We start from the raw sequence: 21,721 nt of genomic DNA on the forward strand, positions 1-21,721 counted from the left end.
TCGCGCACTTCTGTGGGAGCCGGCTTGCCGGCGATGGGCTGCAGAGCAGCCCAGGGCCTACCTACCGATTCCGACCGCAGGATGCCGGGAAAGTCCCGGCCAACCGATCAGAGGTTCTCGTAGCGGTTCATGTCCAGCACCCCGGCCTCCACCGGCTGGGTCTCCTTGATGTAGCTGTTCAGGTCATGGAAGTAGCGCCAGAACTCAGGATGGCTGCGGCGCACGCCCCAGCGCATGACGATACGCTCGAACTTGTCGGTGTCGTCACGCGCCGCCTCCATGTCCTCGACAAACTCGGGCACATCGGCCGTCGGGATGTTGAAGATGAAGTTGGGGTAGCTGCTGAGCACGCCCGGATACAAGGTCAGGGTGTCCAGCCCCGGCTGGTAGCGGTAGGCCTCGCCAAGCAGGAACGCCACGTTGCTGTGCGCGCGGTTGCGCAGCAGGCTGTAGACCTGGCGCTGGCCGCCCTGCCCTTCGATGCGCAGCATGCTCGCCTCGGGCAGTTGGCCGATCACCTTGAGCCCCGCCGCCGGGCGCGACACCAGGCGGCTCAGCGATTGCTCGGCGTCACGGAACTCCGCGGACAGGCCGGGCCGCGAGCAATAGGCGCCCTGGCAGCGGTTGATCGGGTCCGGCGCGGCGTTCAGGCTGCCGGTGCGTTGCAGCAGCTTGAGGCCGAAGTCGCGCTTGGGATCGTGCTTGTCCAGTTTCAGCGCGCTCGGAGTGCTGGTGTCGATGTCCTCGTAGTCCATCCACATCTTCACCTTGCCGCTGTTCTGGTACCAGTCGCCAAGGATCTCGCCGCGCTTGCCCGCAGGCATCAGGCGCAGGAAGTTGACCTCGGCGCCATTGCGGATCAGGTCGAAGTACAGCCGCGTCTGCAACTGGTGCGAGACGTTGCCGAACACGTCGAAGTTCACCGCCAGCTGGTAGTAGGTGCGCTCGAACAGCGGGTAGTCGAACAGCCACATGGTCAGCGGCACGTCACCGATCAGGCCCTTGGTCACCGAGGCGCTGTCGAAATGGCGGAAGATGCTCAGCAACGCGTTGTCGTTGCCCGCCCACAGCGTCGACCAGCTTGGCGCCGGCTGTTCGGCATAGGCTTCACGGCGCAGGGCTTCGTACTCGTTGCGCTTGTCACGGTAGGCGTGCCACAGGCTCAGTACGCTGCCCACGTCGTCGATCTGCCCCGGCATGGCCAACAGCGGTGTGGCCTCGCCCCGGTACTGGGCATCGGTGATGTACAGGTCGTGGGCCGGCTCCTGGAACAGCGCCCAGAAGTTGTCGCGGATCACGTCGGTGGCGATCTGCCCGCGACACACCGGGCCACGGATGAAGGTACGGACGAAGTACTCGGCGTTGTCCAGCATGAACTGGTAACGGGCCACCGCCGGGATCGCCTCGAAGGTCTCGAACGGGTTGGACCGGTGCCGCGGCCCATAGCCCGGCAGTGCGCTGGCATGCCAGTCGCCGCTGTAGAACAGCTGCTTGACCCGCTTGAGCTTCTGCGGCCCCATCGGGTAGGTGATGTGGGTCTTGTGCACGATCACGCCCTGCACCGGGATCAACCGATAGTAGAAGTCGGTGCCCGGCGGGTCGTTGGGGCGGCGGGTGGCGATCAGGTCCACCGGCTGGCCGCTCGGGGTGCGCGAGCGCACCCACTGGAAGAAGTGACCCTGTTCGCCGCCGACGAAATGGATGTGCGCCAGGAACAGGTGCTCGTACAGCCAACGGCCGACCAGCGCCTCGGTGGAGCCTGGGCGATTGAGCAGTTCTTCCCAGTCGGCGATCTGCTTCGCCTCTGCCGCGCTGGGCTGGATCGGGGTCTTTTCCACCGGCGCGCCAGCGGCCAGCCAGCGCTGCAGGGTCTGGTACTCCTGGTCGGTCAGCCCGGTGACCGCCAGCGGCATGCCCTCCTTGGGATGGGCGCCGGCATAGGCATCGAATTCGTGGGGCAACGGGCACATGTTGTTGCGGTTGAGCCCCAGCACGATCTCTTCGGGCAGCTTGGCGTTGGGCGTGAGCGGGGTCTTGTGACCCAGTTCGAGCATGCGCGCCATCAGCGCCGCCTGGCTGCCCTGCTTGTCCAGCACCGAATAGAAGCCCTGCTTGCGCCAGCCCGCTTCGTCGCGGGCATCGTAGAACAGCCGCGTGGTGGGCACCGCCTGGCTGCGCTCGCCCTGGTAGACCGGCACCTTCGAGGCACCGCGCTCGGCGCCCTCGGCGCTGCCCAGGTTGAGCTGGCAGGCAGCGTCGTTGCAGGCGTGGCAGGCCACGCACTTCTCGGTGAAGATCGGTTGGATATCCCGGATGTATGAGATCGTCGGGCTCGATTGGGGGGCCTGCCCGAACGCCGCGCCACTGATGAGCAAAGCGAAGGCGCTGGCAAGTATGCGATACAGCATGTGCCGAATGTCCTGGTTCTTGAAAGCCATCACGATGTGCCTGGCGGGTCCTGAGGTGTTGGGGGCGTCGCGCTAACATGAGGGAAATTCATGCGAATGGGCGATACGCCTAAAATCCGTGCAGCTTTGTTATTATTCGGCACCTTCTGTTATTTGCCCGACCAGGTAGTCCTATGTCCGACCGCAGCGCTCGTTTACAAGCACTCCAGAACGCACTCAAAGAGCGCATCCTGATCCTCGACGGCGGCATGGGTACTATGATCCAGAGTTACCGCCTCGAGGAACACGACTATCGTGGCACGCGCTTTGCCGATTGGCCAAGCGATGTCAAAGGCAACAACGATCTTTTGCTGCTCAGCCGCCCCGATGTGATCGCCGCGATCGAGAAAGCCTACCTGGACGCCGGCGCCGACATCCTCGAGACCAACACCTTCAACGCCACGCAGATTTCCCAGGCCGACTACGGCATGGAAGCGCTGGTCTACGAGCTCAACGTCGAAGGCGCGCGCATCGCCCGCCAGGTGGCCGACGCCAAGACCCTGGAGACCCCGGACAAGCCTCGCTTCGTCGCCGGCGTGCTCGGCCCTACCAGTCGCACCTGCTCGATCTCCCCGGACGTCAACGACCCTGGCTACCGCAACGTCACCTTCGACGAGCTGGTGGAAAACTACATCGAGGCCACCCGTGGCCTGATCGAGGGCGGCGCCGACCTGATCCTGATCGAGACCATCTTCGACACCCTCAACGCCAAGGCGGCGATCTTCGCCGTGCAGCAGGTGTTCGAGGACGACGGCATCGAACTGCCGATCATGATCTCCGGCACCATCACCGACGCCTCCGGCCGCACCCTGTCGGGCCAGACCACCGAAGCGTTCTGGAACTCGGTTCGCCACGCCAACCCGATTTCCGTGGGCCTTAACTGCGCCCTCGGCGCCAAGGACCTGCGCCCGTACCTGGAAGAGCTGTCGACCAAGGCCGGCACCCACGTCTCCGCGCACCCCAACGCCGGCCTGCCCAACGCCTTCGGCGAATACGACGAGACCCCGGCCGAGATGGCCGCGGTGGTCGAGGAATTTGCCGCCAGCGGTTTCCTCAACATCATCGGCGGCTGCTGCGGCACCACCCCGCCGCACATCCAGGCCATCGCCGAAGCCGTGGCCAAGTACAAGCCACGGGCGATCCCGGACATCCCCAAGGCCTGCCGCCTGTCGGGCCTCGAGCCGTTCACCATCGATCGCCAGTCGCTGTTCGTCAACGTCGGCGAGCGTACCAACATCACCGGTTCCGCCAAGTTCGCCCGGCTGATCCGCGAGGAAAACTACACCGAGGCGCTGGAAGTCGCCCTGCAGCAGGTCGAGGCCGGCGCCCAGGTGATCGACATCAACATGGACGAAGGGATGCTCGACTCCCAGGCCGCCATGGTCCGCTTCCTCAACCTGATCGCCGGCGAGCCGGACATCTCCCGGGTGCCGATCATGATCGACTCCTCCAAGTGGGAGGTGATCGAGGCGGGCCTGAAGTGCATCCAGGGCAAGGGCATCGTCAACTCGATCTCCATGAAGGAAGGCGTCGAGCAGTTCAAGCACCACGCCCGCCTGTGCAAGCGCTACGGCGCCGCCGTGGTGGTGATGGCCTTCGACGAGGTCGGCCAGGCCGACACCGCCGCGCGCAAGCGCGAGATCTGCCAGCGCAGCTACGACATCCTGGTCAACGAAGTCGGCTTCCCGCCGGAAGACATCATCTTCGACCCGAACATCTTCGCCGTCGCCACCGGCATCGAGGAGCACAACAACTACGCCGTCGACTTCATCGAGGCCTGCGCCTACATCCGCGACCACCTGCCCTATGCCCTGACCTCGGGCGGGGTGTCCAACGTGTCGTTCTCGTTCCGCGGCAACAACCCGGTGCGCGAGGCGATCCACTCGGTGTTCCTCTACCACGCGATCAAGAACGGCCTGACCATGGGTATCGTCAACGCCGGCCAGCTGGAGATCTACGACGAGATCCCCGCCGCCCTGCGCGAAAAGGTCGAGGACGTGGTGCTCAACCGTACCGCGCATGGCACCGACGCCCTGCTGGCCATCGCCGATGACTACAAGGGCGGCGGCGCCACCAAGGAAGTCGAGAACGAAGAATGGCGCTCGATGCCGGTCGACAAGCGCCTCGAGCATGCGCTGGTCAAGGGCATCACCGCCTACATCGTCGAAGACACCGAAGAGTGCCGCCAGCAGTCGGCGCGCCCCATCGAAGTCATCGAAGGCCCGCTGATGAGCGGCATGAACGTGGTCGGCGACCTGTTCGGCGCCGGCAAGATGTTCCTGCCCCAGGTGGTGAAGTCCGCCCGCGTGATGAAACAGGCCGTGGCCCACCTGATCCCGTTCATCGAAGCCGAGAAAGGCGACAAGCCCGAGGCCAAGGGCAAGATCCTCATGGCCACGGTCAAGGGCGACGTGCACGACATCGGCAAGAACATCGTCGGCGTGGTGCTCGGTTGCAACGGCTACGACATCGTCGACATGGGCGTGATGGTCCCGGCCGAGAAGATCCTGCAGACCGCCCGCGAGCAGAAGTGCGACATCATCGGCCTGTCCGGGCTGATCACCCCGTCGCTGGACGAGATGGTCCATGTCGCCCGCGAGATGCAGCGCCAGGACTTCCACCTGCCGCTGATGATCGGCGGCGCGACCACCTCCAAGGCGCACACGGCGGTGAAGATCGAACCCAAGTACTCGAACGATGCGGTGATCTACGTCACCGACGCCTCGCGCGCGGTGGGCGTGGCCACGCAGCTGCTGTCCAAGGAACTCAAGAGCGGTTTCGTCGAGAAGACCCGCCAGGAGTACGTCGAGGTGCGTGAGCGCACCGCCAACCGCAGCGCCCGCACCGAGCGCCTGAGCTACGCCCAGGCCATCGCCGCCAAGCCGCAGTACGACTGGGCCGCCTACCAGGCCGCGGTGCCCGCCTTCACCGGCGTCAAGGTGCTGGAGAACATCGACCTGCGCACCCTGGCCGAGTACATCGACTGGACGCCGTTCTTCATCTCCTGGGACCTGGCCGGCAAGTTCCCGCGCATCCTCACCGACGAAGTGGTCGGCGAGGCCGCCACGGCGCTGTACAAGGATGCCCGCGAGATGCTCGACAAGCTGATCGACGAGCAACTGATCAGCGCCCGCGCGGTGTTCGGCTTCTGGCCGGCCAACCAGGTGGCCGATGACGATATCGAGGTGTACGGCGACGCCGGCGAGACCCTGGCCACCCTGCACCACCTGCGCCAGCAGACCATCAAGCCCGATGGCAAGCCGAACTGGTCGCTGGCCGACTTCGTCGCGCCCAAGGCCTGCGGCGTGACCGACTATGTCGGCGGTTTCATCACCACTGCCGGCATCGGCGCCGAGGAAGTGGCCAAGGCCTACCAGGACAAGGGAGACGACTATAGCTCGATCATGGTCAAGGCCCTGGCCGACCGCCTGGCCGAGGCTTGCGCCGAGTGGCTGCACGAACAGGTGCGCAAGGAGCACTGGGGCTATGCCAAGGACGAGCACCTGGACAACGAGGCGCTGATCAAGGAGCAGTACAGCGGCATCCGCCCGGCGCCTGGCTACCCGGCCTGTCCGGACCACACCGAGAAGGAAACCCTGTTCCGCCTGCTCGACGGCACCGCGATCGGCGAGACCGGCCCCAGCGGCGTGTTCCTCACCGAGCACTTCGCCATGTTCCCGGCGGCGGCGGTCAGCGGTTGGTACTTCGCCCACCCGCAGGCGCAGTACTTCGCCGTGGGCAAGGTCGACAAGGACCAGATCGAGCAGTACAGCGCGCGCAAGGGCCAGGACATTGCCGTGAGCGAGCGCTGGCTGGCGCCGAACCTCGGCTACGACGCCTGACCCCGCCGGGGCTGCCTTGCCGGCGATGGGCCGCAGGGCGGCCCCGCGTTCCCCCGACACATGCACAAGGACCCCAGCATGTCTCCCCGAATCCTGGTGATCGGCGCCTACGGCAACTTCGGCCGTATCATCTGCCGCCACCTGAACCAGATGCCCGCCGTGCAACTGGTGATCGCCGGCCGCAATGCCGACAGCCTCTCGCAACTGGCCGCACGGTTGAATGGCAGCGAAAGCTGGTGCGGCGATGCGATGGCCCCCGCCTTTGCCGATGCCCTGCGCGCGCTGCGCATCGACTGGGTGATCCACACCGGCGGCCCGTTCCAGGGCCAGCCCTACCGCGTGGCCGAGGCCTGCATCGAAGCCGGCGCGCACTACTGCGACCTGTCCGACTGCCGGCTGTTCGTCAATGGCATCGCCCAACTCGACGAACGCGCCCGCCAGGCCCAGGTCACCCTGCTCAGTGGCTGCAGTTCGGTGCCGAGCCTGTCGTCGGCGATTCTCGACGAGCAACGTCATCACTTCAGCCGTATCGACCGCATCGAGCACGGCATTTCTTCCTCGGCGAAAATGCCCGGCCTGTCCACCATCGAAGGCGTGCTGGCCTATGCCGGCAGGCCGATCCGCCAGTGGCGCGACGGCCGCCCGTACAGCGTGGACGGCTGGCTCGGCCTGCAGCTGCGCCATCTGCCCGGGCTGGGCTGGCGCCTGCTGAACAACGTCGACGTGCCGGACATGGACATCTTCGCCGCACGCTACGGCGCCCGTGACCTGGCGTTCAAGGCCGGATCCGGGCTGATGCTCGGCGGCCTGGCCAATGCGGCACTGGCGTTGCTGGTCAAGTACGGCCTGGTGCGCGACCCGCTGCCCTGGGCGCGGCGCCTGCATCGGCTGGGCAGCCGTTTCGAACGCTGGGGCGATGGCAAGAGCGCGATGTACCTCGACGTTCGCGGCCTGGACCTGCAAGGCCAGCCACTGCGCCTGCAGGCCCAGGTCAGCGCCAGCGACGACAAGGGCCCGGAGATCCCCAGCTGTGCGGCAGTGGCGCTGATGGCCAGGGTCGTCGAAGGCTACCGGCCTGAACCGGGCGCCCGCCCCTGCGTCGGCGAGATCAGCGTCGAACAGTACCTGGCGGCCATCGGCGAGCCGGACAAGGTGCGCTACAGCGTCAGTTTCCAGCACGGACGGGGCTGAGATGAGCTACCTGCTGCTCAAGTACCTGCACATCATCGCCGCAGTGTTTCTCTTCGGCTTCGGCATGGGCTCGTACCTGTACCTGATCGCCGCCAACCGCAGCCGCGATCCACGGGTGATCGCTGCGGTGGCCAGGATGGTGGTGCGCTTCGATGCCTGGATCACCACGCCGGCGGGCGTGCTGCAGTTGCTGACCGGCTACGCCATGGTCAGCATGACCGGCATGCCCTGGTCCGCCGACTGGCTACGGGCCGCGCTGCTGATCTTCTTCGCGGTCGGCGCCCTATGGCTGCCTGTGCTGCTGTTGCAGACGCGCATGCAGCGCCTCGCCGCCCAGGCAGCCGACAACGGTACGGCGCTGGGCGAGGCCTACCAACAGCTGTACCGTCCCTGGCTGTGGATGGGGGTCGCAGGGTTTGCCGGTATGTTCCTGATCGTGCTGGTGATGGTCACCAAACAGGCGCCGTGGCAGTGGCTTTGACACACAAAGAAAATATTTCTACAGATACGCAACCAACGAGTAGAAGTTTTTTCTGGAAACCCCACACGTTGGCAAAATTGGAAAACATTCATATCGCCATTTCCCTAGCATGAGTCCATGGATGCCGACAGGCGGCGTCCACGCACGGACCCGCCCTTGATCATGCCCAGCACCCCGCTCTACTTCGATTACGCCGCCACCACACCGGTCGATGACCAGGTCATCGCCGCCATGCTCACCTGCCTGGGCCGTGAGGCGAACTTCGGCAACCCTGCCTCCAGCGGCCATTTCCACGGCCAGGCGGCCCGCGAAGCCGTCGAGCATGCCCGCCACCAGGTGGCCGTGCAGGTTGGCGCGCAGCCCGACGAGCTGGTCTGGACCTCCGGCGCCACCGAATCCAACAACCTCGCGCTCAAGGGCATCGCCCAAGGTTGCGCGCAGCCGGGGCATGTGATCACCAGCCAGATCGAGCACAAGGCCATCCTCGACACCGCCGCCGAGCTGGAGCGCCTGGGCTGGGCAGTGACCCGCCTGGCCCCGGATGCCCAAGGGTTGATCCAGCCGGAAGCGGTCCAGGCCGCGCTGCGCCCGGACACCCGCCTGGTGTCGCTGATGGCGGTGAATAACGAACTGGGCACGGTGACCGACTTTGCCGCTATCGGTGCAATCGTCCGCGAACACGGTGCGCTTTTGCACGTGGATGCGGCGCAGGCAGTGGGCAAGGTTCGGATCGACCTGGCGCAGCAGGCGGTCGACCTGATGTCGTTCTCGGCGCACAAGGTCTATGGCCCCAAGGGCATCGGTGCCCTCTACGTCGGCCCCCGCGCGCGCCCGGCAATGCGTGCGCAGATGCACGGCGGCGGCCATGAGCGCGGCCTGCGCTCTGGCACCCTGGCCACCCACCAGATCGTCGGCATGGGCAGCGCCTTCGCCCTGGCCGGCCAGCCCGGCGCGGCGGAGTATCAACGCCTGGAGCAACTCGCCCGGCGCTTGCGCGACGGCCTGCTGGCAATGCCGGGGGTGACGCTCAATGGCTGCGCGGAGCAACGCATTCCCCACACCCTCAACCTGTGCATCGATGCCAAGGGCTTCAACAGCCTGGCCCTGGCGGGCGAGCTGGCGCTGTCGAGCACTTCGGCGTGCAACTCGGCGAGCAATGCGGCGTCCCACGTGCTGCTGGCCCTCGGCCTCGACGAGCGCCAGGCGCGCAACAGCGTGCGCCTGAGCGTCGGGCGCTACACCAGCGAAGCGGACGTGGACACGGCGCTGGCGGTGTTTGGCCGGGTGATCGGCGCGGCGGCAGTAGCGCTCTGGTAAGGCACGCCGCCGGCACAGGCTTCAAAAATCCAGGGTCCCCGAGAACTTCACCAGCCTCGGGTCGCCCTGGGTCAAATACCCCCCATTGGCCGACGCCCAGTAGTTCTTGTCCGTCAGGTTCTCCACGTTGACCCGCAGGGTCACCGCCTTTTCCTGCACCTTGAAACGATAGCGCGCGCCAACGTCGAAACGGTTCCAGGTCGGCAGGCTCAGGGTGTTGGCCGGGTTGGCGTACTGCCCGCCGGTGCGCAGCATGCGCGCATTGAGCGCCACGCCTTCCAGCCCCGGCACATCCCAATCGACACTGGCATTGAGCTGGAAGGTCGGCACGCCTACCGCGTGGTTGCCATCGGCCGTGCCGCCCTGGGTGTTCTTCAGCTCGGTGTCCATGCGCGTGCCACCGGCCATCAACCGCAGCCCCGGCAGCGGCTCACCGAAAACACTGAGCTCAAGCCCCTTGTTGACCTGTTCGCCATCCTGGACGAACACATTGCCGTCGACGAAGCCATCGGTGGGCCGCTCGATGCGGAACACCGCCAGGTTGGCGCCGAAGGTCTGGTAATCGAGCTTGACCCCCGCCTCCACCTGCTTGGTCTTGGCCGGCGGGAACACCTCGCCGACGTTGATCACCTGCCCCGACGCCGTGGCGCCCTGGGCCAGGCCCTCGATGCGGTTGGCATACAGCGAGACCGATGGATTGAGCTTGTAGACGATGCCGTACACCGGCGTGGTGACCGCCTCGTCATAGAAGGCGTTGCGTCCCAGGTCCGGGCCCGGCCCGTCGTAGGCATAGCCCTCCACGCGCAATTGCTGGCGCCGCACGCCCACGGTGAGCAGCAGGGTGTCATCGAACAGGCCCACGGTGTCGGACAGCGCGATGCTGCGGTTGCGGGTCTTGCCGGTCACGCCGGGGTCGTCCAGCTTGCCGCCGACGAAGGTCGGCGTGGTCGGTTTGGGCAACGGGTCGGTGCGGTAGATATTGGTGGCCTGCGAGTTGTAGAAGACGAAGGCGTTCTCCTGCTGGGTCCAGATGCTCGCCGCGCCGATGTTCAGCTGATGGCTGACGGGCCCTGTCTGGAAGCGGCCATTGATGCCGCCCATGAAGGTGGTGTTGTCCTCGTTGTGGGGGATCTTCGAGCCGCCGATGGTGGCGTCGCCGCTGGCCGCGTCGGTGAGGATCGGCGTGCCGTAGAAGCCGTTCTCGTGGGTATGCTTGACGCCCCCGGCCAGGTAGCCGCTCCAGTTGTCGTTGAAGTCGTAGTCGCCGCGGAGCATGCCGAAGGTGTCCTCGGTCTCGGTCCAGGCCCAGTCCTGGCCGTAGTTGTGGTCGGCGTCCGGCGCATGGGGGATATCGGTCAGGCCGGCGCCCAGGCGCACTGAGTTGCGCATATGGTTGACCCGCTGCTTCTGGTAGCCGAAATCACCCGACACCCGGAGGTTGTCGCCACGGTAGTCGAGCCCGGCGACGAACAGCTTGCTGCGCTGGTCCTGGTCGTCGACCGCCGTCTCGCCCTCGCGCTGCGAGAGGTTCAGGCGCACGCCGAAGCGATTGTCCGCGCCGAAGCGCTGGCCAATGTCCAGGTGCTCGCCGATGCGCCCGTCACTGCTGATGTCCTGGGTGTAGCGGCGGGTCGGCGTATCGCCGGCGCGCTTGGGTTGCAGGTTGACGTTGCCGCCCAGGCCCGTGCCGGTCGGGCTTGCGCCGTTGAGAAAGGCATTGGGCCCCTTGAACACCTCGACCCGCTCCACCGCATCGGTGGAAATCATCTGCCGCGGCAGCACGCCGTACAGGCCGTTGAACGCCACGTCGTCGCCATTGAGCGGCAGGCCACGGATGACGAAAACCTGGGACTGGTTGCCAAAGCCGAACGACTGGCGCACCGACGGGTCGTTGAGCAGCACATCGCCGATGTCCTCGGCCTGCTGCTCCTCGATCAGCTGCGCGGTGTAGCTGGTCATGGTGAACGGCACGTCCATCATGTCCTGGTTGCCCAGCACGCCCATCTGCCCGCCACGGGCCACCTGGCCGCCGGCATAGGGTTCGGGCAGTTCACCGGCAGGCGCCTTGAGCGCCTCGGCGTTGATGGCGGTGGCATCCAGCTCGATGGCGCCATCTGCGCCATGGGCGCTGACGGCAACGGAACAGCACAGCGCAAGGAGGGTCGATTGATACGGGCAGGCACGTGTCATGGAGGGCTCCCGGGGAAGATCAGGGCCGTCCTGGCGTATGAGAAACTTGAGGTGACTGAGTAGTGTTTCTAGCCGATAGTGCGAATTATTACCAAACAACCGCACTTTTTTGCCGACCAGCGGTCTACCCCCTCTTTTGCCGACTGCAAGCGATTGCCAAGGCTTGGTTTTCATAGCGCACAGGGCCGGGCCAAAAGCCTTGCGCTTGTGTAGGATGGGCAGCGCAGATCCAGACGCTGCCAGTTACAGGGAGATCCACATGCGCGTCCCATCCGTTGCCTGCCTCGGCCTGACGCTGGGCCTGCTTGCCGCCACCGGCAGCCAGGCGCACGCCGGCGAAGAAGCGCAACTGATCGATACGATCAACGTCTACCGCAGCCAGGCCCAGCGCTGCGGCGGCGAGGCTTCGCTGGAGCTGCCGCCGCTCAACAGCGACACCCGCCTGGCGCTGTCGCCGGAGGGCACCCGCGACCTGCAGCAGGCCATGACCCGCGCCGCCTACCCGATGGTCAACGTGCAGGCCATCAGCCTGTCCGGCCCACGGGATGCCAAGGCGGCGATGAAAGCCATCGAGGAGAGCTTCTGCCAGGTAGTGCTCGACCCGCAGTTCGTCGATATCGGTGTCAGCCAGGAAGATCGCGACTGGCGCATCGTCCTGGCCCGCCCGCTGCTCAGCGGGCGCCTGGGCGACTGGCAGGCCGAAGGGCAGAAGCTGCTGCAGGAGATCAACGCCGCGCGCAACCTGCCGCGCCAGTGCGGCGGCCAGCCCTACCCCGCTGCCCCGGCGCTGGCCTGGAGCGCGACCCTGGCCGGCGTCGCCGCCAACCACACCCGGGCCATGGCCAACCAGAACTTCTTCGACCATATCGACCGCGATGGCCGCACTCCGGGCGACCGCGCGGAGCTGGCCGGCTACCTGTACCGGCAGATCGGCGAGAACATCGCCGCCGGGCGCGATACCGCGCGCAAGGTGGTCGATGGCTGGCTGGCCAGCCCCGGGCACTGCGCCACGCTGATGAACGCGGACTTCCGTGAACTGGGGGCGGCGTATGCGGTGGACCCGAAGAGCGACGCGGGGATCTACTGGACGGGGTTGTTCGGTACGCCACAGTAGAGCGCTTCAGGCGGGCTATTGCCCTGCAGGAACAACTTACTTGTATTGGGGCCGCGCTGCGGCCCATCGCTGGCAAGCCAGCTCCCACAGAAACAGCGCAAGGCTTGAGGTCTTCGCGGCCCCGCGATCTCATGACCTGCGCAGCGCCAGCGCCGTACAACCGAAGCGCCGCCGCACCCACTTGCCCAGGTAACTGGCATCGCCCATGCCCACTTCATCGGCGATCTGCGCCAGGCTGTGGCTGGAGTTGAGCAACCGCCAGCGCGCCTGCTGCAGGCGCAGCTCCTGCCACCAGGCCTTGGCGCTCATGCCATGGCAGGCCTGGAACTGGCGGTCGAGCTGGCGCCGGCTGATCCCCAGCTCCGCCGCCAGCGCCTCCACCGGCAGCCGCGCCGCCAGGTGATGGCGCATCAGCGCCATGGCCCGTTGCACCTGGCGCCCCTCCCCGGCGCCGGCCTCCAGCGAGCGCAAGGCGTGGCGACTGTCGCGGCTTTCATCCACCAGCATGTCGGCCAGGCCCTTGAGCGCCCGGGCGCGACCGCTGGCACGGGCAATCAGCTCTACCGCCAGATCGATGGCCGCCGTGCCGCCGGCGCAGGTGATACGGCTGCCGTCGAAGCAATACAACTGACCGGTCAGCAACCGCACACGGGGAAACGCCACGCGAAACTCCGCCTCATGACGCCAGTGCACCACCACCTGATGACCGTCCAACAGGCCACAGGCCGCCAGCAGGAAAGCCGCATTGTCGACGCAGACCAGCTTCACCCCCGCCTTGGCCGCCTGTTTCAGCAAGGCCCGGTAGCGCGGCGCCAAGGCCGCCGTGGCGCTGGCATTGCGCCCGCCGAACAGCACCAGATGGTCGTAGGCGCTCCAGTCGACCTGCGCAGGCGTCGCCTCCACCTGCAGCATGGCCCCGCTGCTGGAAGGCACAGGCGCCAGGTCCAGGCCGATCACGGTCCAGCGGCAGTAGCGCTGGCGGCTGTAGTCCTCGTCGTCGGCGGAAAAGCGCAGCTTGTCGAGGAAGGCGCCAAAGGGCAGCAAGGCGAATTCCGGCAGCGGCAGGATCAGCAGACGCAGGTCGGGTGTCATGGCAATGTCCGAATATGACCTTTATTTGTCCAAATACTACCCTGTATTCCCGCAACCCTGCCCTACACTGGCGCCCTCACCACCGACAAGGCATACCCATGGCACTCGACACCTGGCTCATCTACCTGCTCGCCAGCATCGGCCTGTCACTGACCCCAGGCCCCAACAGCCTGCTGGCCCTGACCCATGGCGCGCTGTACGGCGCCCGGCGCACGCTGTTCACCATCTGCGGCGGGGTGTTCGGTTTCAGCGCCCTGATCGCCCTGACCATGTTCGGCCTGAGCGCCCTGCTGCAGGCCTCGGCCTCGGTGCTGACGGTGCTCAAGTGGGTGGGCGGGGCCTATCTGGTGTGGCTGGGGATCCAGCTGTGGCGCACCCCGGCGCTGCATCTCGAGTTGCCCCGCGGCAGTACCGCGCTGAGCAATGCCGGGCTGTTCCGCCAGGGCTGCCTGTCGGCGCTGGCCAACCCCAAGGTGCTGTTGTTCTATGGCGCGTTCCTGCCGCAATTCATCGACCCGCAGCGCGGCCTGCTGCTGCAGTTCGTGGTGATGGCGGCGACCTTCGCCAGTGTCGAGTGCCTGGTGGAGTACCTGCTTGCGCGCCTGGCATTTCGCATCCGGCCATGGTTGGCCAAGGGTGGCCGGGGGTTCAACCGCGCTTGTGGCGGCCTGTTTGCGCTGATCGGCGTGGCCCTGCCGCTGGGACGATAAACACCCGGGATCAGCGCCGGGAAACGATCAGGAACATCACCAGCGCCACCGCCGGCAATCCCGCCCCCAACAGCGCCACCCCGTGCCAGCCGAACTGCGCATACACCCCGCTGGCCAGCGCCGAACCCACGGCGCCGCCAAGGAAGATGCTGGTCATGTACAGGGCATTCAAGCGGCCACGGCTGGCCGGATCCAGCGCGTACACCTCGCGCTGGCCGATGACCAGGTTCATCTGCACGGCAAAATCCAGCAGCACCCCGGTCAGCCCCAGGCCGATCACGCTCATGCCCGCGGCACTCAGGCCGCCGAGCAACGCCAGCGGCGCCAGGCTCATCGCCAGCAACGAAGCGCGCCGTCCATGCCCGGCATCGGCCAACCGCCCGGCCAACGGTGCCGCTACCGCGCCCACCGCCCCGACCAGGGCGAACAGCGCGATCTGGCTCTGCGACAAGCCATGCTCACCGGCCAGCGCCAGCGGCACCGCCGTCCAGTACAGACTGAACGCTGCGAACATCAGCGCCTGGTACAACGCCCGCTGGCGCAACGCCGGATAGCGGCGCAACAGCACCAGCAAAGAGGCCATCAACCCGGCATAGCTGGCCTTGTGCTCGGGGACTCGGCGCGGCAGGGTCGACGCCAGCAGCAGGATGATCGCCAGCATCAACCCCGCGGCACCGACAAACACCGCACGCCAGCCGAAATGATCCGCCACCAGGCTTGCCAGTGGACGCGCCAGGAGGATCCCCAGCAGCAACCCACCCATGATGTTGCCGACCACCCTGCCACGCTCGCGCTCCGGCGCCAGATGCGCCGCCAGCGGTATCAGCATCTGCACCGCCACCGAACTGAAGCCGATCAACAGTGCGTACAGCAGGAACACCTCGCCCTGCCCATGGCCGCTGGTGCCGGCCAGCAACAGGCTGCCGGCGGCCAGCACCGCCGTGGCGACCATCAGCCGGCGGTTCTCCAGCAGGTCGGCCAGCGGCACCAGGAACAACAGGCCCAGGGCGTAGCCGATCTGGGTCAGGGACACGATCAGGCCGGCCCGCTCGGTGGAGAGGCCAACGTCCGGGGCGATCAGGCCGACGATGGGTTGGGCATAGTAGATGTTGGCGACGATGGCGCCGCAGCAGAAGGCCAGTAACGTCACCAGGGCCCGGCTCAGGCCTGGGACCGCTGGCTGGGCAACGGCGAGGGAGGGATTCATTCGAGGGTGCCTCGGCTTGCGAAAGGATGTGCGCGAAGGGTGACGGACATTCGCCCCGGCGAGAATCCATCGCCCGCGCAACAGGCCTTTGCGCGGCACGCAACGCCTCAGTCCGCCAGCAGCCCCTCACAGAAGGCGACGAATGCCATCACCCGTCGCGAACCACGGTGATTGGGCAAGTACAAGGCGTTGATGCTGGCGCTGGCATTGCCCGGACTCACCGTCCAGTCGGCGAACAGCCGTTGCAGGCGCCCGGCCTCGACATCCTCGCGCACCAGCCAGTCGGCCAGCAACGCCACCCCGCTGCCAGCGATCGCCGCCTCGCGCAGCAGGTCGGCATTGGCGCTGCGCAGCGGGCCGCTGATATCCAGTTCCAGGCATTGCTCGCCCTGGGTCAGGCGCCAGGGCCGCGCCGACTGGCCGTAACGAAAACGCAGGCAGGCGTGATCGGCCAGTTGCCGCGGTTCGCCGAGCGGCGGGTGCTGGCGCAGGTACGCCGGGCTTGCCACCAGCCAACGCTCGAAGCGGCCCAGCGGCCGGCACACCAGTTCATCGCCGGGCGCCGGTTCGCCCAGGCGGATGGTCAGATCGTAGCGCCCGTCGAGCAGGTCGTCGAAGCGGTCGCTGAGGTCGATGTCCAGCTCCAGGGCGGGGTGACGGGCGAGAAACGCCCCCAGGTGCGGGGCAATCACTCGCCGGCCGAACTCCACGGGCAGACACAGGCGCAGCACCCCCACCGGCTCCTCGCCCCGGTCGGCGACGCTGGCGTCGGCTTCGGCCAACGCCTCGAGGATCTCGCGGGCGCGCTGGTAGTAGCTGGCGCCGGCCTCGGTCAGGCTGACCTGGCGGGTGGAGCGGTTGAGCAGGCTGGCCCCGAGCGCCTGTTCGAGGGCATCGACCTGGCGGGTCACCGAAGACGTCGCCACCCCCAGCCTGCGCGCGGCGGCGGAAAAGCCCCCGGTCTCGGCGGTGGCCATGAACACCTTGATCGCCAGCAGCTTGTCCATCGTGGTTTTCCGTGGGGCAAAAGCCGAAACCTTCCTACAATTGCCCCTCTGCAATCAACCTCTCGCGAGCCGTCCCATGCCAGACAACCTGTTCACCGCCCTGCCGCCGCTGGCCCCCGAGGCCGATGAGCAATTCACCGACCTGCTGCGCCGCCCGGGCCTGCGCATCGAACGCATCGTCTCCAGCGGCCAGGCCAGCCCTGAGGGGTTCTGGTACGACCAGGCCGAAGGCGAATGGGTGCTGGTGCTCAGCGGCAGCGCCGGGCTGCGCCTGGAGCACGAGGCGCACACCCGCGTGCTGCGTGCAGGCGACCACCTGGACATCCCGCCCCGCTGCCGCCACCGCGTGGAGTGGACCGAGCCCGGCGTGGCCACGGTGTGGCTGGCGGTGTTCTATCAGGGCTGAACCAGTGCCGCGGTGAGCGGCTTTGCCTGCAGGCGATAGAAACGCCACGGCAGCAGCACCGCCGACACGGCCAGGCCACAGGCGAAGCCCACCCACACACCCACCGGGCCCAGCGCGGAATGGAAGGCCAGCCAGTAGCTCATCGGCAGCGCCAGCAACCAGTAGCTGACCAAGGTCACCCCCACCGGCCAGCGGTAGTCCTGCAGGCCACGCAAGGCGCCCAGCGCGGTGGATTGCAGGCCGTCGGCCACCTGCATCGCCGCGACCACCACGAACATCGGCACGGCGATGGCGATTACCTGCGGGTCGTCGCTCATGGCCTCGGCGATGCGCCGCCCGAACAGCGCCAGCAGCACGGTTGCCACCAGCATCCAGGCGGTGACGCTGGCGAAGGTGGCGCTGCCGATGGCGCAGATGCGCGCCGTCTCGCCGCGGCCCTGGGCCTGGCTGATGCGAATGCTCACCGCTGCGGCCATGCCCAGCGGCAGCATGTATAGCAGCGCGCCGATCGACTGCACCACCTGGTTGGCGGCCAGTGCGGCATTGCCCAGCCAGCCGAGCATCCACGCCGCGATCACCACCGCGCCGGCCTCGGCCAGGTAGCCCAGCCCCAGTGGCCAGCCCTCGCCAAGCAGCGTGCGCCAGGACAAGCGCGGCCCCTGTGGCGCCTGGCGATAGCGCGCCAACGACGGCGCCATCCGCCAATAGGCCAGGGCCAGCACCACCGCCAGCGACTCGGCGATCACCCCGGCGATGCCCGCACCCAGCAACCCCAGCGCCGGCAAGCCGAAATGCCCATGGATCAGGCCATAGCTCAGCGGCAGGTTGAACAGCACCGCGCTCATCACCAGCAGTACGGCCACCCAGGGCCGGCCGATGGCCTCCAGCACGTCCTTGAACACCACCGCCAGGCAGTACGGAATCAGGAACACCGCCATGGCCTGCCAGTACGGCGTCAGCAGGGCCACGTCCGGCAGCGGCACGCCCAGCCATTGCACCAGCGGCAACGTGGCCAGCATGGCCAGGCAACCGAGGATGCCGACCAGCAACCCATAGCCGAGGCCGCCACGCAGCGTGCGCGCCACTTCGCCCGGATCATCGGCGCCGAAGGCGTGGCCGACGCGCACGCTGAGGGTGGCGAGCATGCCGTACAGCCCGGCATGGAAAATCAGCCCGGCACTGCTGGTCAGCGCGACACAGGCCAGCACCAGCGTGCCCAGCGAAGCCAGCAGCACGGTGTCGGTCAGGCTGATCAGCTCGGCCGCCGACAGGCCCAGCACCAGCGGCAGCGCCAGGCGCAGCAGGCCCGGCAGCTCGCCCAGCCAGGCAGTGGGTTTACGCGAAACGGGGGCAGACACGGTGACAATCTCCAATTGACATACGCCGCGTATGCTAATGCCATTTATTGACATACGCAACGTATGCTAATTTGCGCGCATCGCCTTTTTTCATCGGAGCCTCAATGCCCACCCCTCGCCGCAGCCGCGCCGCCATGAGCGCGGACACCACCGAAAGGCTGATCGCCGTTGCCCGCCGCCAGTTCGCCGAAAAAGGCTTTGCCGCCGTGGTGATGGACGAACTGTGCGCTGAAGCCGACCTCACCCGCGGCGCCCTGCACCACCACTTCGGCGGCAAGGCCGGGCTGTTCACCGCGGTGGTGCAGCACCTGCTCGACGAGATCAACCAGGCCATCGATGCCCGCTACGCCACCCACGCCGATCCGTGGGAGGGCTATATCGACACCTGCCTGTACTACTACGACCTGCTGCATGAACCAGCGCTGCGGCGCATCCTGTTGCAGGATGCGCCCGGCGTGCTCGGCCCGCGCCTGCGCGAGATGGAAGAGGCCAGCTACATCGGCCCCATGGCCCAGGGCTTGGTCGAGCTGCAGCAGGCCGGCAGGTTGCGCGCCTTCGATGCCGTGGCCATGGCCCACCTGCTCAACGGCGCCATGGGCGACAGCGGTATCTGGGTGATCGCCCAGGACGATCCGCAGGCGGCCGCCGAGCGCGTGAAAGGGGCGTTGCGCTGCCTGATGGAAGGGTTGCAGGCCTGAGTTCATTTTGGCGCGTGGCTGCGAGGGAGCGGCTGATGAATCGGCTGCTCGACCTGCGACAATCGGTCCCGATTTAAAATGTACTAACTTGTTAATTAGCTTGCTAAGGGATTAAACTGCCGGTATTCCACCTGCGAGATCCCTGGCATGAAAGACTCACCCCGCGCCACTGGCGCCTCAACCTTCATCCTGGTCGGCCTGGGCGTTGTCATCGCCCTGCTCGGCCTGCTTCTGGCCGCCGGCGGCGTCAAGCTGGCCGGCCTGGGCGGTTCCTGGTACTTCCTGACCGGCGGCCTGGCCATGGCCCTCGCCGGCCTGCTCATCGCCCGAGGCAAGCCCGCCGGCGCCTGGCTGTACGCCCTGTTCCTCGCCGGCACCGCGATCTGGGCCGTGGCCGACAGCGGCCTGGTGTTCTGGCCGCTGTTCTCGCGCCTGTTCATGTTCGCCGCCATCGGCCTGGTGGTGGCGCTGGTTTACCCGCAACTGGTGCGCCGCAAGGCGCGCGGTGCCTATGGCATCGCCGGCGTGCTGGCCGTGGCCCTGGCCATCGCCGCCGGCAACATGTTCGTTGCCCACCCCAGCGTCGCCCCCACCGGCAACGGCCCGGGCCTGACCCCGGTCGAGCCCGGCCAGCAGCAGAAGGACTGGGCCCACTACGGCAACACCGAAGGCGGCAGCCGTTTCGCCGCCCTGGACCAGATCAACCGTGGCAACGTCGACAAGCTCAAGGTCGCCTGGACCTACCACACCGGCGATGTCGCCCTCAGCGACGGCAATGGCGCCGAAGACCAGCTCACCCCGCTGCAGGTCGGCGACAAGGTGTTCATCTGCACCCCGCACAACAACCTGATCGCGCTGGACGCCGACACCGGCAAGCAGCTGTGGAAGAACGCCATCAACGCCCAGTCCAAGGTCTGGCAGCGTTGCCGTGGCATGGCCTACTTCGACGCCACCACGCCGATCGCCCAACCGAGCCAGCCGAACAGTTCACCGGTCACCCTGGCCAGCGTGCCGGCCGGCGCCAACTGCCAGCGCCGCTTGCTGACCAACACCATCGATGGCCGCCTGATCGCCGTCGATGCCGACACCGGCGCGTTCTGCCAGGGCTTCGGCGACAACGGCCAGGTCGACCTCAAGGCCGGCCTGGGCGATGTCCCGGATTCCTACTACCAGCTGTCCTCGGCACCGCTGATGGCCGGTACCACCGTGGTGGTCGGCGGGCGCGTGGCCGACAACGTGCAGACCGACATGCCCGGCGGCGTCATCCGTGGCTTCGACGTGATCAGCGGGGCCCAGCGCTGGGCCTTCGACCCTGGCAACCCGCAGGACCGCGCCGCCCCCCAGGGCGACGGCACCTACGTGCGCAGCACCCCGAACAGCTGGGCGCCGATGTCCTACGATCCGGCGATGAACACCGTGTTCCTGCCGATGGGCTCCTCGTCCACCGATATCTACGGCGTGGAGCGCAACAGGCTCGACCACACCTACGGCGCCTCGGTGCTGGCCCTGGACGCCACCACCGGCAACCAGAAGTGGGTCTACCAGACCGTGCACAACGACCTCTGGGACTTCGACCTGCCGATGCAGCCGAGCCTGATCGACTTCACCAAGGATGACGGCAGCAGCGTGCCGGCCGTGGTGATCGGCACCAAGGCCGGGCAGATCTACGTGCTCGACCGCGCCACCGGCAAGCCACTGACGCAAGTCGATGAAGTGCCGGTCAAGCCAAGCAACATCCCCAACGAGCCGTACTCGCCGACCCAGCCGAAGTCGGTAGGCATGCCGCAGATCGGCGCGCAGACCCTGACCGAGTCGGACATGTGGGGCGCCACGCCCTATGACCAGCTGCTGTGCCGCATCGATTTCAAGAAGATGCGCTACGACGGCCTCTACACCGCGCCCGGCACCGACCTGTCGCTGAGCTTCCCGGGCTCGCTGGGCGGGATGAACTGGGGCAGCATTTCCACCGACCCGGTACATGGTTTCATCTTCGTCAACGACATGCGCCTGGGCCTGTGGATCCAGATGATCCCGTCGCAGAACAAGGGTGATGCCGCCGCCGGTGGCGAAGCACTGAACACCGGTATGGGCGCGGTGCCGCTCAAGGGCACCCCGTATGCGGTGAACAAGAACCGCTTCCTGTCGGTGGCCGGCATCCCGTGCCAGGCGCCGCCGTTCGGCACCCTGACCGCCATCGACATGAAGACCCGCCAGGTCGCCTGGCAGGTGCCGGTCGGCACCGTCGAGGACACCGGCCCCCTGGGCATCCGCATGCACCTGCCGATCAAGATCGGCCTGCCGACCCTCGGCGGCACCCTGTCCACCCAGGGCGGCCTGGTGTTCATCGCCGGCACCCAGGACTTCTACCTGCGCGCCTACGACAGCAGCAACGGCAGCGAGATCTGGAAAGCCCGCCTGCCGGTCGGCAGCCAGGGCGGCCCGATGACCTATGTGTCGCCCAGGACCGGCAAGCAGTACGTGGTGATCACCGCCGGCGGGGCGCGCCAGTCGACCGACCGCGGTGACTATGTGATGGCGTACGCACTGCCATAAATCGCGTCGCCTGTATCGCCGGCAAGCCGGCTCCCACAGGGTCCGCGCACTCACTGTGGGAGCCGGCTTGCCGGCGATGAGGCCCTTTCAGACCACCCGAGACTTTGC

15 protein-coding genes are annotated in these 21,721 nt (G+C 67.0%); 9 read left to right on the forward strand and 6 right to left on the reverse strand.

Annotated elements, in window-relative coordinates:
• Nucleotides 1–107 precede the first annotated feature (107 nt).
• Nucleotides 108–2,408 (reverse strand): fatty acid cis/trans isomerase, encoded by a 2,301-nt coding sequence (locus tag CCOS191_RS14820; protein WP_046857809.1) that lies wholly within the window; start codon nucleotides 2,406–2,408, stop codon nucleotides 108–110.
• A 173-nt stretch (nucleotides 2,409–2,581) separates the two neighbouring features.
• On the opposite strand from CCOS191_RS14820, the gene metH reads away from it, so the two are divergent.
• The 4 genes from metH to CCOS191_RS14840 all read left to right on the forward strand — a co-directional run bounded on the left by metH (nucleotide 2,582) and on the right by CCOS191_RS14840 (nucleotide 9,278).
• Nucleotides 2,582–6,289, forward strand: coding sequence for a methionine synthase (gene metH, locus CCOS191_RS14825; RefSeq protein ID WP_046855867.1), 3,708 nt, complete (start codon nucleotides 2,582–2,584; stop codon nucleotides 6,287–6,289).
• A gap of 78 nt (nucleotides 6,290–6,367) precedes the next feature.
• Nucleotides 6,368–7,480: a saccharopine dehydrogenase family protein gene (locus CCOS191_RS14830; protein WP_046855868.1), complete on the forward strand. Its 1,113-nt coding sequence runs from the start codon at nucleotides 6,368–6,370 to the stop codon at nucleotides 7,478–7,480.
• A 1-nt stretch (nucleotide 7,481) separates the two neighbouring features.
• Complete coding sequence (locus CCOS191_RS14835) at nucleotides 7,482–7,961, forward strand: DUF2269 family protein (protein ID WP_046855869.1); 480 nt, start codon at nucleotides 7,482–7,484, stop codon at nucleotides 7,959–7,961.
• Between the two features lie 162 nt (nucleotides 7,962–8,123).
• Complete coding sequence (locus CCOS191_RS14840) at nucleotides 8,124–9,278, forward strand: cysteine desulfurase family protein (RefSeq protein WP_046857810.1); 1,155 nt, start codon at nucleotides 8,124–8,126, stop codon at nucleotides 9,276–9,278.
• Between the two features lie 21 nt (nucleotides 9,279–9,299).
• Here CCOS191_RS14840 and CCOS191_RS14845 read toward each other — a convergent pair whose 3' ends face one another.
• The gene (locus CCOS191_RS14845) at nucleotides 9,300–11,468 is read right to left on the reverse strand and encodes a TonB-dependent receptor (protein WP_046855870.1); all 2,169 of its coding nucleotides are present in this window, start codon (nucleotides 11,466–11,468) and stop codon (nucleotides 9,300–9,302) included.
• A gap of 259 nt (nucleotides 11,469–11,727) precedes the next feature.
• Between CCOS191_RS14845 and CCOS191_RS14850 the strand changes: the two genes are divergently transcribed.
• Nucleotides 11,728–12,582, forward strand: coding sequence for a CAP domain-containing protein (locus CCOS191_RS14850; RefSeq protein ID WP_046855871.1), 855 nt, complete (start codon nucleotides 11,728–11,730; stop codon nucleotides 12,580–12,582).
• Between the two features lie 129 nt (nucleotides 12,583–12,711).
• Here the strand turns inward: CCOS191_RS14850 and CCOS191_RS14855 are convergent, their stop codons facing one another.
• A complete protein-coding gene (locus CCOS191_RS14855; RefSeq protein ID WP_046855872.1) occupies nucleotides 12,712–13,674 on the reverse strand; it encodes a GlxA family transcriptional regulator in 963 nt (320 codons plus the stop codon).
• Nucleotides 13,675–13,772: 98 nt separating this feature from the next.
• Between CCOS191_RS14855 and CCOS191_RS14860 the strand changes: the two genes are divergently transcribed.
• Nucleotides 13,773–14,384, forward strand: coding sequence for a LysE family translocator (locus CCOS191_RS14860; RefSeq protein WP_046855873.1), 612 nt, complete (start codon nucleotides 13,773–13,775; stop codon nucleotides 14,382–14,384).
• Between the two features lie 10 nt (nucleotides 14,385–14,394).
• Here the strand turns inward: CCOS191_RS14860 and CCOS191_RS14865 are convergent, their stop codons facing one another.
• Both CCOS191_RS14865 and CCOS191_RS14870 read right to left on the reverse strand, forming a co-directional pair.
• Nucleotides 14,395–15,591, reverse strand: coding sequence for an MFS transporter (locus tag CCOS191_RS14865; protein WP_046855874.1), 1,197 nt, complete (start codon nucleotides 15,589–15,591; stop codon nucleotides 14,395–14,397).
• Between the two features lie 107 nt (nucleotides 15,592–15,698).
• Entirely contained in the window at nucleotides 15,699–16,598 is a 900-nt protein-coding gene (locus CCOS191_RS14870; protein WP_046855875.1) for a LysR family transcriptional regulator, read from the reverse strand.
• Between the two features lie 76 nt (nucleotides 16,599–16,674).
• On the opposite strand from CCOS191_RS14870, the gene CCOS191_RS14875 reads away from it, so the two are divergent.
• Nucleotides 16,675–17,004, forward strand: coding sequence for a cupin domain-containing protein (locus CCOS191_RS14875; RefSeq protein ID WP_046855876.1), 330 nt, complete (start codon nucleotides 16,675–16,677; stop codon nucleotides 17,002–17,004).
• Here CCOS191_RS14875 and CCOS191_RS14880 read toward each other — a convergent pair.
• Nucleotides 16,995–18,362, reverse strand: a complete 1,368-nt coding sequence (locus CCOS191_RS14880) for an MATE family efflux transporter (RefSeq protein ID WP_046855877.1) — start codon at nucleotides 18,360–18,362, stop codon at nucleotides 16,995–16,997. The genes CCOS191_RS14875 and CCOS191_RS14880 overlap by 10 nt on opposite strands.
• 104 nt (nucleotides 18,363–18,466) lie before the next feature.
• On the opposite strand from CCOS191_RS14880, the gene CCOS191_RS14885 reads away from it, so the two are divergent.
• Together CCOS191_RS14885 and CCOS191_RS14890 are read left to right on the forward strand one after the other, a co-directional pair.
• A complete protein-coding gene (locus CCOS191_RS14885; protein WP_046855878.1) occupies nucleotides 18,467–19,060 on the forward strand; it encodes a TetR/AcrR family transcriptional regulator in 594 nt (197 codons plus the stop codon).
• Between the two features lie 147 nt (nucleotides 19,061–19,207).
• Nucleotides 19,208–21,613: a glucose/quinate/shikimate family membrane-bound PQQ-dependent dehydrogenase gene (locus CCOS191_RS14890; protein ID WP_046855879.1), complete on the forward strand. Its 2,406-nt coding sequence runs from the start codon at nucleotides 19,208–19,210 to the stop codon at nucleotides 21,611–21,613.
• The last annotated feature ends 108 nt before the right edge of the window (nucleotides 21,614–21,721 follow it).

This window comes from Pseudomonas sp. CCOS 191, from assembly GCF_001007005.1.
Lineage (GTDB): Bacteria > Pseudomonadota > Gammaproteobacteria > Pseudomonadales > Pseudomonadaceae > Aquipseudomonas > Aquipseudomonas soli.

Coding starts and splice junctions, on each gene's coding strand:
- CCOS191_RS14820 (WP_046857809.1), bottom strand. CDS start 2,408: ATGCTGTATCGCATACTTGCCAGCGCCTTCGCTTTGCTCATCAGTGGC.
- metH (WP_046855867.1), top strand. CDS start 2,582: ATGTCCGACCGCAGCGCTCGTTTACAAGCACTCCAGAACGCACTCAAA.
- CCOS191_RS14830 (WP_046855868.1), top strand. CDS start 6,368: ATGTCTCCCCGAATCCTGGTGATCGGCGCCTACGGCAACTTCGGCCGT.
- CCOS191_RS14835 (WP_046855869.1), top strand. CDS start 7,482: ATGAGCTACCTGCTGCTCAAGTACCTGCACATCATCGCCGCAGTGTTT.
- CCOS191_RS14840 (WP_046857810.1), top strand. CDS start 8,124: ATGCCCAGCACCCCGCTCTACTTCGATTACGCCGCCACCACACCGGTC.
- CCOS191_RS14845 (WP_046855870.1), bottom strand. CDS start 11,468: ATGACACGTGCCTGCCCGTATCAATCGACCCTCCTTGCGCTGTGCTGT.
- CCOS191_RS14850 (WP_046855871.1), top strand. CDS start 11,728: ATGCGCGTCCCATCCGTTGCCTGCCTCGGCCTGACGCTGGGCCTGCTT.
- CCOS191_RS14855 (WP_046855872.1), bottom strand. CDS start 13,674: ATGACACCCGACCTGCGTCTGCTGATCCTGCCGCTGCCGGAATTCGCC.
- CCOS191_RS14860 (WP_046855873.1), top strand. CDS start 13,773: ATGGCACTCGACACCTGGCTCATCTACCTGCTCGCCAGCATCGGCCTG.
- CCOS191_RS14865 (WP_046855874.1), bottom strand. CDS start 15,591: ATGAATCCCTCCCTCGCCGTTGCCCAGCCAGCGGTCCCAGGCCTGAGC.
- CCOS191_RS14870 (WP_046855875.1), bottom strand. CDS start 16,598: ATGGACAAGCTGCTGGCGATCAAGGTGTTCATGGCCACCGCCGAGACC.
- CCOS191_RS14875 (WP_046855876.1), top strand. CDS start 16,675: ATGCCAGACAACCTGTTCACCGCCCTGCCGCCGCTGGCCCCCGAGGCC.
- CCOS191_RS14885 (WP_046855878.1), top strand. CDS start 18,467: ATGCCCACCCCTCGCCGCAGCCGCGCCGCCATGAGCGCGGACACCACC.
- CCOS191_RS14890 (WP_046855879.1), top strand. CDS start 19,208: ATGAAAGACTCACCCCGCGCCACTGGCGCCTCAACCTTCATCCTGGTC.